The 11,497-nt window shown below is 67.5% G+C and carries 15 protein-coding genes and 2 tRNA genes; 11 read left to right on the top strand and 6 right to left on the bottom strand.

Annotation, left to right across the window (positions count from 1 at the left end):
- Positions 1–13: 13 nt before the first annotated feature.
- Together O3139_RS07600 and O3139_RS07595 are read left to right on the top strand one after the other, a co-directional pair.
- Positions 14–340 carry a hypothetical protein gene (locus O3139_RS07600; protein ID WP_269513332.1) on the top strand — a complete coding sequence of 109 codons (327 nt, stop codon included), beginning with the start codon at positions 14–16 and terminating at the stop codon, positions 338–340.
- A 63-nt stretch (positions 341–403) separates the two neighbouring features.
- Positions 404–1,762: a hypothetical protein gene (locus O3139_RS07595; RefSeq protein WP_269513331.1), complete on the top strand. Its 1,359-nt coding sequence runs from the start codon at positions 404–406 to the stop codon at positions 1,760–1,762.
- Between the two features lie 3 nt (positions 1,763–1,765).
- Here O3139_RS07595 and O3139_RS07590 read toward each other — a convergent pair whose 3' ends face one another.
- Complete coding sequence (locus O3139_RS07590; protein ID WP_269513330.1) at positions 1,766–2,221, bottom strand: response regulator; 456 nt, start codon at positions 2,219–2,221, stop codon at positions 1,766–1,768.
- A gap of 214 nt (positions 2,222–2,435) precedes the next feature.
- A tRNA-Gln gene (locus O3139_RS07585) sits at positions 2,436–2,509 on the bottom strand.
- A gap of 157 nt (positions 2,510–2,666) precedes the next feature.
- Here O3139_RS07585 and O3139_RS07580 point away from each other — a divergent pair.
- Positions 2,667–2,743: transfer RNA gene (locus O3139_RS07580), tRNA-Pro, on the top strand.
- A 68-nt stretch (positions 2,744–2,811) separates the two neighbouring features.
- Here the strand turns inward: O3139_RS07580 and ilvC are convergent.
- Positions 2,812–3,804 (bottom strand): ketol-acid reductoisomerase, encoded by a 993-nt coding sequence (gene ilvC / locus O3139_RS07575; protein WP_420022349.1) that lies wholly within the window; start codon positions 3,802–3,804, stop codon positions 2,812–2,814.
- A 43-nt stretch (positions 3,805–3,847) separates the two neighbouring features.
- Here ilvC and O3139_RS07570 point away from each other — a divergent pair, with 43 nt between their 5' ends.
- From O3139_RS07570 to O3139_RS07540, 7 genes are all read left to right on the top strand, one after another.
- A complete protein-coding gene (locus tag O3139_RS07570; protein ID WP_269513328.1) occupies positions 3,848–4,390 on the top strand; it encodes a DUF924 family protein in 543 nt (180 codons plus the stop codon).
- Positions 4,391–4,465: 75 nt separating this feature from the next.
- Entirely contained in the window at positions 4,466–5,332 is an 867-nt protein-coding gene (locus O3139_RS07565; protein ID WP_269513327.1) for a thymidylate synthase, read from the top strand.
- Between the two features lie 10 nt (positions 5,333–5,342).
- Entirely contained in the window at positions 5,343–5,567 is a 225-nt protein-coding gene (locus tag O3139_RS07560; protein ID WP_269513326.1) for a DUF2188 domain-containing protein, read from the top strand.
- Between the two features lie 11 nt (positions 5,568–5,578).
- Positions 5,579–6,196, top strand: a complete 618-nt coding sequence (locus O3139_RS07555) for a hypothetical protein (RefSeq protein WP_269513325.1) — start codon at positions 5,579–5,581, stop codon at positions 6,194–6,196.
- A complete protein-coding gene (locus tag O3139_RS07550; RefSeq protein ID WP_269513324.1) occupies positions 6,193–6,489 on the top strand; it encodes a phosphoribosyl-ATP pyrophosphohydrolase in 297 nt (98 codons plus the stop codon). Before O3139_RS07555 ends, O3139_RS07550 begins: the two co-directional genes overlap by 4 nt.
- Entirely contained in the window at positions 6,489–7,016 is a 528-nt protein-coding gene (locus O3139_RS07545; protein WP_269513323.1) for a dihydrofolate reductase, read from the top strand. The genes O3139_RS07550 and O3139_RS07545 overlap by 1 nt, the downstream gene beginning before the upstream one ends.
- A 16-nt stretch (positions 7,017–7,032) precedes the next feature.
- On the top strand, positions 7,033–7,353 hold the full coding sequence (locus O3139_RS07540) for a YbjQ family protein (RefSeq protein WP_209320954.1): 321 nt from the start codon (positions 7,033–7,035) through the stop codon (positions 7,351–7,353).
- Between the two features lie 103 nt (positions 7,354–7,456).
- Here O3139_RS07540 and O3139_RS07535 read toward each other — a convergent pair whose 3' ends face one another.
- From O3139_RS07535 to O3139_RS07525, 3 genes are all read right to left on the bottom strand, one after another.
- Positions 7,457–8,191, bottom strand: a complete 735-nt coding sequence (locus O3139_RS07535; protein WP_269513322.1) for a sterol desaturase family protein — start codon at positions 8,189–8,191, stop codon at positions 7,457–7,459.
- Between the two features lie 101 nt (positions 8,192–8,292).
- Complete coding sequence (locus tag O3139_RS07530; protein ID WP_269513320.1) at positions 8,293–9,390, bottom strand: NADH:flavin oxidoreductase; 1,098 nt, start codon at positions 9,388–9,390, stop codon at positions 8,293–8,295.
- A gap of 63 nt (positions 9,391–9,453) precedes the next feature.
- A complete protein-coding gene (locus O3139_RS07525) occupies positions 9,454–10,503 on the bottom strand; it encodes an Mrp/NBP35 family ATP-binding protein (RefSeq protein ID WP_269513318.1) in 1,050 nt (349 codons plus the stop codon).
- A 73-nt stretch (positions 10,504–10,576) separates the two neighbouring features.
- Between O3139_RS07525 and miaA the strand changes: the two genes are divergently transcribed.
- Positions 10,577–11,470 carry a tRNA (adenosine(37)-N6)-dimethylallyltransferase MiaA gene (gene miaA, locus O3139_RS07520; protein WP_269513317.1) on the top strand — a complete coding sequence of 298 codons (894 nt, stop codon included), beginning with the start codon at positions 10,577–10,579 and terminating at the stop codon, positions 11,468–11,470.
- Positions 11,471–11,497 lie beyond the last annotated feature (27 nt).

The raw sequence follows: 11,497 nt of genomic DNA, 5'->3' as shown, positions 1-11,497 counted from the left end.
CCTAGACTGGGCCATGGCGACCGTTCGAACCCTTTTGCTGCTGCTCGGCGCGCTTGGCGTCCTGCTACTGGGGGCTGCCGCGCCGGTCATGGCCGAGACCGGCCCGCCGCCCTGCCATGAGAGAATGGACATGGCCGGCAGGGATCACCAGTCGCCGGCTTCCACGCCCGATCGGCCGATGAAGAGCATGGCCTGCTGCGTCGCGTGCATCGCTGCGCCGACGGTGACGCCACCCATGCGGGCGGCGGTCACGCAACTTCGCGCCCGCCCGGTGGCGCTGGACCGCGTCCTGCCCACCGGGCTGCGCGCGATGCCCGAGACTGGTCCACCCAAGGCCTGAGTCCTTCGAACCGACTCTTCGGCGAGCCGCTCGCCACCCGGACCCTCTTTGCAAGGAGCCATCATGGCTGCCAGATCTCTCGCCGCGCTCAGCGTCGGCGTATCCCTGTTTGCCGTCGCCCAGCCTGTCTTCGCACAGGACCATGCCGCGCACCCCATGCCGATGCCGCGCGCATCGGCCCAACCAGCCCACGACATGTCGTCGATGGACCAGACGGATCACTTCATGCCCGGGATGGTCCACGGCGACCAGCCGATGACCAGCCCGCTCGGCCCCTGGTCCATGACCCGCGATGCGTCGGGCACGAGCTGGCAGCCCGAAAGGTCAGAGCACGCCGGCATCCACACGATGCGGGGCGACTGGTCGTTCATGACCCACGCCCTGCTGAACCTGACCTATGACGGCCAGAACGGTCCGCGAGGCGAGAGCCAGACTTTCGTCTCGGGGATGGTCATGACCTCGGCGCGGCGAGACTTCGACGATGGATCGACGCTGAACCTGCGGGCCATGGTCAGTCCCGATCCCTTCATGGGCAAGCGTGGCTATCCCCTCTTGCTGGCGGCCGGCGAGACGGCCGACGGCGTAAACACCCTGGTAGATCGCCAGCATCCGCACGACCTGTTCATGGAGCTGTCGGCCAGTTACGCGCACCAGCTGTCGGACACGGACAGCGTGTTTGCCTACGTCGGCCTGCCGGGCGAGCCCGCCTTCGGTCCGCCCGCCTTCATGCACCGCCTGAGCGCGATGGACTCTCCAGAGGCCCCCATCACCCACCACTGGCTGGACTCGACCCATATCGTATTCGGTGTGGCGACCCTCGGGTGGGTGCACGACACCTTCAAGCTGGAGGCCTCGACCTTCAAGGGTCGCGAGCCGGACCAGGATCGCTACGACATCGAAAGGCCGGAGTTGGACAGCTGGTCGGTGCGCGCGTCCTGGAATCCCTCGCCCGAATGGTCGCTGCAGACCTCATACGCCGACGTCAAGTCGCCCGAACAGCTGTCGCCGGACGAGGACGACACCAAGTGGTCGGCCAGTGCCATCCACACCCGCCGGATCGGCACCGACGGCTGGTGGTCGACCACCCTGGCATGGGGGGCGAAGGCCCACGGCGGCGATGAAGCGACCCACGCCTTCGCGCTGGAATCCGCCTTCAGCCCTGATGTGCGCTGGACCGTGTTCGCTCGGGCCGAACGCACGGAGACCGGTGAGCTCCTCGAACTGCCGGGCGGGGCCCACGGCCCGGTCTATGCGGTCGGCAAGGTCTCGATCGGTGCGATCCGCGACTGGCGGGTTAGCGACCATGTCCGGTTTGGTCTCGGCGCGCTCTTTGCCATCAACGCCGTGCCGGATGGTCTGGAGCCATCCTACGGCGGCGATCCGGACGGCGGGATGATCTGTATGCGGTTGAAGATCGACTAAGGGCTAGTGACCCGGGATCACGTCAGATGGCGTCTCGAGCCAGGGGGCGAGGCGGAACTTGCGCGGGGCCTCGCCCACCGTCCGGTCGGTGATGAAGCGGCTGGCGAAGGCGACGACGGCGCGGATCGTGTCGTCGTCGAATGGCTTGCACACCGCCCCCAGGGCACCGGCAAACCCGTCGGGGATCTGTTCGGGGTTGGCGGTCAGGAAAACCACGGTCGTCCCGTATTCGCTGACGAGCCTGCGGGCGATCTGGGGGCCGGTCATCCCGTCCAGCAGATTGACGTCGACCAGCGCCAGCGTCGGTCGCTCCCGTTCCGCGATCTCCAACGCACCGTCGCGATCCATGGCACAGCCCACGACATCGCACCCGGCGTCGCCGAGTATGAGCTCCAGTTCCATCGCCAGGATGGCCTGATCTTCCACGATCATGACCCGAAGGTCAGCAGCCTGATTCACCCACATACCCCCAGGTCCGGCGACCCGCTTTCCCGCGACTGTGTCGGCGACCGAACACGACGAACGCGCGGCCCGCCGAAGGGTTCACCGGTGTCATGAAAAGCGACGGGACCGTGTATCCGCAGGGAAATCACCGCGACCGCTGAGGTCCGGATCGCAGGGCCTGCGACCCACCGACCCTGCGTCGCGGGGCCTGACTTGAGGTGGGGACGGATGGCTGGGGAACTAGGACTCGAACCTAGAATGACGGTACCAAAAACCGGAGTGTTACCATTACACCATTCCCCAGCAGGACCGGTGCGCCCCGAGACCTGGGCCTTGGGGAGGCGGTCGAATACGCCAAGGGCGCAGGCGATGCAACACCCGGTTTCCGGTCTATTTCACCGCCGGGATGAACGCCGCTTGCGGCCCCGGAACCCCGTCGCTATAAGCCCCGTCCTCAAGTCGGAGTGTGGCTCAGTCTGGTAGAGCACTGCGTTCGGGACGCAGGGGTCGCAGGTTCGAATCCTGCCACTCCGACCATTATTCTGGGCGCTGTCGCGATCGACGCGGGCACCCGCGAGCCGAGCGCGATCCGGGCGCTCCTTGCCTCATCCCTTCGCAGCCGCCGAGACCCTCGCCAGTCGCGCGCCGACGGCCTCGATCGTGCGCTCGCCCAGGGCCTTGCGCCGGGCCAGCAGTTCGGGCGAACCGGCGTCATGATCGGCCATCAGCCGCCGGACGAACGAACCGTCGCGAACCTCGCCCAGCACCGCGTCCATGGCCGTGCGGGATGCCTCGCCGATCACGCGAGGGCCGGTCAGATAAGCGCCGTATTCCGCCGTGTTGGAGATCTTGGCGAAGGCCCCCGCGATGCCGCGCTCGTACATCAGGTCGGTGACCAGCTTGACCTCGTAGAAACACTCGAACCAGGCGACCTCGGGCGGATAGCCGGCGTTGACCAGCTTCATGAAGGCCGCATCGATCAGCTCGCCGACCCCGCCGCACAGCACCACCTGCTCGCCGAACAGATCGCTCTCGCACTCGGCGGCGAAGGTGGTTTCGAGGATGCCCTTGCGCCCACAGCCGAGCGCCGCCGCATAGGACAACCCCAGGGCATGGGCCCCGCCGGTGGCGTCCTGATGCACGCCGAACAGGCAGAAGACCCCCTCCCCGGCCTCGTACAGATCGCGGATGCGCGGCCCGATGCCCTTGGGCGAATCCAGGATGACGTCGAGGTCGGGGCGCGGCGTCACCAGGCCGAACCGGACCGACAGGCCGTGGGCGAAGATCAGGGCCGCGCCGGGCCTGATGTTCGGCTCGATCTCGTCGCGGTACAGGTCGCGGTGCGCCTCGTCCGAGACCATCATGGCCACAACGTCGGCACCGGCCGTCGCCTGACCGGCCGTCAGGACGGGAAAGCCGTCGGCCTGGGCCTTCGCCCGCGTGGCGGACCCTTCCTTCAGGCCGATGACGATGTCGGCGACGCCGCTGTCGCGCAGGTTCAGCGCATGGGTCCGGCCCTGGCTGCCGTAGCCGATGACGGCGACCCGCCGGCCGCGGATGATCGACAGATCGCAATCGCGGTCATGGAAAACGGGCAGTGGAGCGGGTAGGGCCAAGGCTTCACCTGAGGAGGAATGGGTCATGCCGGGTCTCATAACGCCATCCACGATCGTCGGCTTCTGGAAAGAGGCCGGTCCCGCCAAGTGGTACCGGAAGGACCCGCAGTTCGATTTTCTCGTGCGCGAATACATGCGCGCCGCCCATTTCGCCGCCGCGCGCCGGCAGCTGGACGACTGGATGGACAGGGCCGAGGGCGCGCTGGCCCTGATGATCGTGCTGGACCAGTATCCCCGAAACAGCTTTCGCGGCACGGCGCATCAGTTCGCGACCGATACGCTGGCTCGCCATTTCGCCCGGGACGCCATCGCCCATGGCTATCCCGCGACGTTCGAGCCCGAGCTGCGGCAGTTCCTGTTCATGCCGCTGATGCATTCCGAGGATCTGGCCGATCAGGATGCCCTTCTGCCGCTGGTGGCCGACATGCCGGACGCCCTGAAGTTCGCCCACGTCCACCGCGACGTCATCGTCCGGTTCGGCCGGTTCCCGCATCGGAACGCCTGCCTGGGCCGGGAAACGACGCCGGAGGAGCAGGCGTTTCTGGATGACGGCGGATTCAGCGGCTGACTCGATCCACAGCCGGTGATTCGGCCGGGCCCGTTTTCAGGCGACCGAATCGCCTTTCGGAGACATTCTGGGAGCATGACCGCCGTCGCCATCCTCGCAGACCTTCAGGCCCGGACAGAAGCCCAGGCCGCCGCGCCCGTCGATCATCCCGAGTTCCAGTATCTGAACCTGCTGCGCGACATCCTGGACAACGGGGTGCGGCGCGACGACCGGACGGGCACCGGCACGCTGGGCGTGTTCGGCCGCCAGATGCGGTTCGATCTGTCGAAGGGTTTTCCCCTGCTGACGACCAAGAAGCTGCACCTGCGCTCCATCATCGTCGAGCTGCTGTGGTTCCTGCGCGGCGAGACCAACATCGGCTGGCTGAAGGAGAACGGCTGTTCCATCTGGGACGAATGGGCCGATGAGAACGGCGAGCTGGGGCCCGTCTACGGCAAGCAGTGGCGGTCCTGGGCCGCGCCGAACGGCGAGAGCATCGACCAGATCACGCGCCTGATCGAGGGTCTGAAGACCAACCCCAACAGCCGCCGCCATATCGTCTCGGCCTGGAACCCGGCCGACATCGAGGACATGGCCCTGCCGCCCTGCCACTGTCTGTTCCAGTTCTTCGTGGGGGACGGGAAGCTGAGCTGCCAGCTGTACCAGCGCTCGGCCGACGTCTTCCTGGGCGTGCCGTTCAATATCGCCAGCTATGCGCTACTGACCATGATGGTCGCCCAGGTGGTGGGGCTGGAGCCCGGCGACTTCGTCCACACCCTCGGCGATGCCCACCTTTATTCGAACCACATCGAACAGGCGGAACTGCAGCTGACCCGCCAGCCGTTCGATCTGCCGACCATGACGATCGCGCCCGGGCGAGACCTGTTCGCCTTCGAGCCAGGGGACTTCGTGCTTGAAGGGTACGAGTCCTGGCCTCATATTAAAGCGCAGGTTGCGATCTAGGAGCCGCGCAATGGCCGCCAACAAACATGTCGTACCCCGTCCGAATGGGGAATGGGCCGTTCGCAGCAGCGGAGCGGCGAAGGCGACCAGGGTGTTCGAATCCCAGGCTGACGCGATCAAATTCGGTCGCAATGCCGCCCGCAAGGACGGCGTGGAGTTCTATGTTCACCGCAAGGACGGCACGATCCGCCAGCGAGACAGCTATGGGCGCGATCCCGTGGCCTCCAAAGGCTGAGGCGGATTGCGTTGGCGTTCGAAACGAACGTCTTCATCAACTGCCCGTTCGACAACGACTACAAGTCGCTGCTGCGGCCCGTCGTCTTCTGCATCTACCGCCTCGGCTTCCAACCGCGGATCGCGTCGGAGCGGTTGGATGGCAATGAGCCCCGGATCGAGAAGATTATCGAGCTGATCGAAGGCTCGAAATACGGCATCCACGACCTGTCCCGCATCAAGGCCCGCAAGGCGGGCGAGCTGTTCCGGCTGAACATGCCGTTGGAGCTGGGGATTGACCTCGGGTGCAAACGCTTTGGGGGGGCTCCCTGGTCAGAGAAAAAGTGCCTGATTATGGAAACCGAGCGTTACCGGTACCAGGCTGCCCTGTCGGACCTGTCGAGCTCCGACATCGTGGCCCATGGGAACCAGCCGCTGGAAGCGTTCACTGCCGTTCGGGACTGGCTGGATCAGGAGGCGCGGCTGGACGCGGACGGGCCAGCGCGCCTGTGGGATCAGTTCACTGACTTCATGGCAGACAATGACGATTCGCTGGTCGCGCGGGGCTTTTCCCGGCGTGACATCGACCGGCTGCCGATATCCACCCTGATGAGAAGTATGGAGGCGTGGGTCGCCGCGCACCCCCTGTGAAGATTTCAGATCTCGCCGCAGACGTCCTGCGCATCTCCGACATCTACGCCACAGCGCACGGCATCGACCGCTCCGGCGACTGGGCCATCCTCAAGCTGCAGGAGGAGCTGGGCGAACTGACCGCCGAACATCTGCGCGTCTCGGGCCGTGCGCGCGGTGAAGCCGATCCCGGGGCGCTGGCCGACGAGGCCGCCGATGTGCTCGGCATGCTGCTGATCTACTGTGATCGCGCCGGGATCGATATCGAACAGGCCATGCAGCACAAATGGCTGCACTGGCTGGAGCGTACCTGATGACCATCCCCCACATCGCCCTCGTCGTCGCCCGGGCGCGCAACGGCGTCATCGGTCGGGACGGCGACCTTCCGTGGAAGCTGCGATCCGACCTGCAGCGGTTCAAGGCGATCACCCTGGGCAAGCCCTGCATCATGGGGCGCTCGACGTGGGAGAGTCTGCCGCTGCGGCCCCTGCCCGGCCGGCTCAATCTCGTGCTGTCGCGCGACCTGTCCTATGAGGAGCGGGGCAAGGCGAAGGGGGCGGTGGTCTGTTCCAACCTGGCCGACGCCATCGACATCGCGCGCGAGACGGCCGGGGACGACGGCATTGACGAGATCTGCGTGATCGGCGGCACGGCCCTGTTCGAGGCGGCCCTGCCGCGCGCGAAACGGCTCTACATCACCGAGGTGGAGGCGGACCCCGAGGGCGATGCGATGTTCCCGTCGTTCGACGAATCCCTGTTTGCCGAGACGCTGAACGAACGCCATGATGCGGGCGAGAAGGACGACCATCCGTTCGTCTTCCGCATCCTGGACCGCATCTGAATCGGAGGCCTTCACCATGCTGACGTCGACCACCAACGACATCTTCGGACACCGGATCGTGCGCCACATCGGCGTCGTACGCGGCATCACCGTGCGGTCGAGGAACGTCGTGTCCGACGCCATCGGCGGGCTGCAGTCGCTGGTCGGCGGGCGCGTCGGTGCCTATGTGAAACTGGCCGAGGCCGGGCGGCAGGAGGCTTTCGAGCAGCTGGTGGACCACGCCCGGGCCGCCGGAGCCAACGCCATCCTGGCCATGCGCTATGAATCCAACGAGATCATGCCGGGCGTCACCGAAGTCCTGGCCTATGGCACGGCGGTGGTGGTGGAGCCGCAGTGAGGGATTAGGGATTAGGGATTAGTGGGACCAGCGATTGAACTGAGCCAGTTCGGCCGCGGTCGCCCCCCGCTCCACCTAATACCTAATCCCTAATCCCTACCCCCTAGTCCCCGACCCCAGGCATCGCATCCGTCCCGCACCACCGGTCCCACATGCGGAAATAGAGCCCGAAGTTCGTCTTCATATGGGTGTGGTGGCGGCTATGGTGGGTGGCGGTGATCAGCTGCGAGCCGATGCGGCCGCGCACCCAGCGATCGGGCCACATCTCCCACCCGCAGTGATTCATCACCGCCGTCGCGGTCATGAACGCCAGCATCACCGCCAGCATCCACAGGTTCAGCGGGATCAGAAACGTCAGCAGCGGCAACAGCCAGGCCGTCGCCACCGCCTCGGCCGGGTCGAAGGCGAAGCTGGCGAAGGGGCTGGGATCGCGGGCGCGGTGATGGGCGGCGTGGGCCCATCTGAAGATCCGCCGGTCATGCAGCAGGCGGTGGGTCCAGTAGTAGTGGGTGTCCTGCACCACCAGCAGCAGCAGGAAGCTGACCGGCAGCCACCACAGCGGCCAGGCCGCAGGATCGACATACAGTCTGGTGCCGCCCGCCTTCCATGCCTCCAGCGCAATGGCGGCGGGAAAGGCATAGATCGGCGTGGACAGGAGCGAGAACCTGATCTCGTGGGCGATCAGTCGACGCGATGGCCGCTCCCGGTTCAGGCGACGGCCCACACCCCTGGCCCGACCCCAGGTCATCCACCAGACACCCCCCGCGATCAGCAGATAGCGCGCCCCGATGATCAGGGTCAGCCACAGGGTGGTGATCAGGACGGCGGCGGGGGTCATGGCCGGAAAGTAGAGTGGCGAGTGGCGGGTGGCGAGTGGCGCGAAGGCCGCGGGCCCATCCGACCTCGCTCGCCACTAACCCCTCGCCACTCGCCACTGCCTCAGTGCAGCACCGCCATGTCGCCGCGCGCGAAGGCCTTGAGTTCGTCCTGACGGCCTTCCTTGACCTTCAGCACCCAATGCGGATCGGACAGGAGGGCGCGGCCGACGGCGATCAGATCGAACTCCTCGCGCTCCATGCGCTGGATCAGCCCGTCCAGCGAGGCGGGCTTGGAACCTTCTCCGCCAAAGGCCGCGATGAACTCGCCGTCCAGGCCGACCGAGCCGACGCTGATGGTCGGCTTGCCGGTGATGGTCTTGGCCCAGCCGGCGAAGTTGAGGTCCGACCCCTCGAACTCCGGCTCCCAGAAGCGGCGCTGCGAGCAGTGGAAGACGTCGACGCCGGCGTCCGACAGCGGCATCAGCCATTCGGCCATCTGGTCGGGGGTCTCGGCGATGCGGGCGGAGTAATCCTGCTGCTTCCACTGCGACAGGCGGATGATCAGCGGGATGTCGGGGCCCAGACCCTCACGCACGGCCTTGACCACCTCGACGCCGAAGCGCGCGCGCTCGGCGATGGACGGTCCGCCCCATTTGTCGCCGCGCGCATTCAGGCCGGACCAGTAGAACTGGTCGATGAGATAGCCGTGGGCCGAGTGAATCTCGGCGGCGTCGAAGCCCAACTCGCGCGAGGCCCGGGCGGACTTGCCGAAGGCGGCGATGGTGTCGGCGATGTCCTCCTCGGTCATCGGTTCGTACTTCTGCTTGCCGGGCGCGACGAGGCCGGAGGGGCTGTCGACCTGGCCCAGCGGCTGCCACTCGGCCCCCTGCCCGCGCGCGGCCCCGACGTGCCAGATCTGCGGCGCGATCAGGCCCCCGGCCGCATGGACCTCGTCGACCACCTTCTTCCACTCCGGAAGGGCGTCGCCATGGAAGACCGGCACATTGGCGTCGTTGCGGGCGGCGGGGCGTTCGACCACCGTGCCCTCGGTGATGATCAGGCCGACTTCACCCTCGGCGCGACGACGGTAATAGGCCGCGACGTCCGAGGTCGGGATACCGCCGGGGCTGAACGAGCGCGTCATGGGGGCCATGACGATGCGGTTGGGCAGGGTCAGGCCCTTGATCGTGAAGGGGCGGAACAGGGTGTCGACGCTCATGGGGAGTCTCGCTGGGGGGATGGGTACCGCCAAGGTGGCGATTGCCGTTGCCTTTGAAAACCCTCAGAGGCCGAGTTTTTGCGCGATCGTCGCCGCGACGGCATCGAAGCGGTCGGCCACCGGCGCCGACGCCAGCGGCCTGCCCGCATCGCCGGCCTCCCGGATCGCGGCATCCAGCGGCAGATCGCCGAGGAAATCGACGCCCAGACGACCCGCCTCGGCCTCTGCCCCACCGCGCCCGAAGACCGGTCCGGACATGTTCTCGATCAGGCCCAGCGTCGGCACGTTCACGCGCTGGAACAGGGTGTGGGCGCGGCGGGCGTCGGCCAGGGCGACCGCCTGGGGCGTCGAGACGATCACAGCGCCATCGAGCGGCGTCTTCTGGATCAGGGTCAGCTGCACGTCGCCGGTGCCGGGGGGTAGATCGACGACGAGGACGTCCAGCGGCTGATCTTCCGAACCCCAGCGGGTCTGGGTCAGCATCTGGGTCAGGGCCTGCGACGCCATCGGGCCGCGCCAGACCATGGCGTCCTCGGCCCTGGTCAGCAGGCCGACCGACATGGCCTTCAGCCCGTGGGCGAGGTGCGGGACCATCGCGCCGTCGACATAGTCCGGCTTGCCCGCCAGGCCCAGCATGGTCGGCAGGCTGGGACCGTGGACGTCGGCGTCGAGGATGCCCACGCTCAGGCCCCGCCGCACCAGCGCGGTGGCCAGATTGACCGAGACCGTGGACTTGCCCACGCCGCCCTTGCCGCTGGCGACGGCCAGAACGCGGCGGACATGGGCGGGGCGGTCGGTCGGCACGGGGGCCTTCGCGCGCGTCTGTTCGACGGCGGCGGGCGACAGGGAGGCCTTGCGGGCGGCAGGGGCGGTCTCGGCGGTCAGGATCACGGAGACCCGGGCCATCCCGGGCATGGCCTTCAGCGCCGCCTCGGCCGCGTCGCGCACGGGGGCATAGGCGGCGGTGCGGTCGGCGGGGACCTCGATGACGAAGCCCGCGCGATCCTCGGTGACGGTCAGGCCCTTCGGCACGCCCGCATCGACCAGTCCCTGGCCTGTCGCGGGGTCGGGTATGGCGTTCAGGACGGCTTCGACGGCGGCGCGATCAATCAAGGCGAACTCGGGGGCTGGTTGCGAGGGACGGACGCGCGTTCTATCGCCAACCCCTGCCGCAAGCGAGCGTCCCGTGCCCCGACCCGCCATCACCCTGATCGCCGGCCCGACCGCATCGGGAAAGTCGCGGCTGGCGCTGGAGATCGCCGCGCGCACGGGGGCGGCCATCATCAATGCCGACAGCCAGCAGCTGTACGCCGACCTGCGCGTCCTGACCGCCCGGCCATCGGCAAACGACGAGGCACAGGCCCCGCACCATCTGTACGGCACCGTCGATGCGGCCGAGGCCTGGTCGGTCGGCCGCTGGACCCGGGCGATCCTGCCGCTGCTGGAGACGCTGCGGGCCGAAGGTCGCCCGGCGCTGATCGTCGGCGGAACGGGCCTGTATTTCAACGCCCTGACCCGGGGTCTTGCCGATATTCCCGATGTGCCGGTCGAGGCGCGCGAGGAGGCGATGGCGCTGTATGACACCGAGGGCGAGGGTGCCTTCCGCCTGCGACTGACGACCTTCGATCCGCCCGCCGAGGCCGCCATCGCAGCCGGAGACCGCCAGCGCCTGACGCGGGCCTATGCGGTGGCGCGGGCGACGGGGCGGTCGCTCAGCGACTGGCGCGCCTCGACCCGACCGTTGCTGGAACCGGGCACCTATGAGCGGCAGGTGATCGAGCCGGACCGAGAGGCCCTCTATGCCGCCTGCGATGCACGGGTGGTGACGATGCTTTCTACCGGGGCCATCGATGAGGTCCGGGCGCTGGCGGGTCGGGGACTCAACCCGGCTCTCCCTGCGATGAAGGCGGTGGGCGTGCGGGAACTGGCAGCCCTCCTGGCCGGAGAGATCACCCTGGCCACGGCGACCACAGCGATTCAACAGGCCACCCGGAACTACGCCAAGCGCCAGCTGACATGGTTCAGGAACCAGTGTGGCGACTGGCAACGGACCGGCCGATTGCCACCCGCGCGACGCTGATCTAGCCTCTCCCGATACGGCGATCCG

Origin of the sequence: Brevundimonas subvibrioides, assembly GCF_027271155.1 — a bacterium.
GTDB lineage: Bacteria > Pseudomonadota > Alphaproteobacteria > Caulobacterales > Caulobacteraceae > Brevundimonas > Brevundimonas subvibrioides_D.
Note: the sequence above shows the minus strand (reverse complement) of the source record. Positions and strands in the feature narration are given on the sequence as shown.

Excerpts from the sequence above, each read along its gene's own strand:
- O3139_RS07565 (WP_269513327.1), top strand. The coding sequence starts at position 4,466 with ATGACCGCCGTCGCCATCCTCGCAGACCTTCAGGCCCGGACAGAAGCC.
- O3139_RS07540 (WP_209320954.1), top strand. The coding sequence starts at position 7,033 with ATGCTGACGTCGACCACCAACGACATCTTCGGACACCGGATCGTGCGC.
- O3139_RS07570 (WP_269513328.1), top strand. The coding sequence starts at position 3,848 with ATGCCGGGTCTCATAACGCCATCCACGATCGTCGGCTTCTGGAAAGAG.
- O3139_RS07600 (WP_269513332.1), top strand. The coding sequence starts at position 14 with ATGGCGACCGTTCGAACCCTTTTGCTGCTGCTCGGCGCGCTTGGCGTC.
- O3139_RS07595 (WP_269513331.1), top strand. The coding sequence starts at position 404 with ATGGCTGCCAGATCTCTCGCCGCGCTCAGCGTCGGCGTATCCCTGTTT.
- O3139_RS07535 (WP_269513322.1), bottom strand. The coding sequence starts at position 8,191 with ATGACCCCCGCCGCCGTCCTGATCACCACCCTGTGGCTGACCCTGATC.
- O3139_RS07560 (WP_269513326.1), top strand. The coding sequence starts at position 5,343 with ATGGCCGCCAACAAACATGTCGTACCCCGTCCGAATGGGGAATGGGCC.
- O3139_RS07530 (WP_269513320.1), bottom strand. The coding sequence starts at position 9,390 with ATGAGCGTCGACACCCTGTTCCGCCCCTTCACGATCAAGGGCCTGACC.
- O3139_RS07545 (WP_269513323.1), top strand. The coding sequence starts at position 6,489 with ATGACCATCCCCCACATCGCCCTCGTCGTCGCCCGGGCGCGCAACGGC.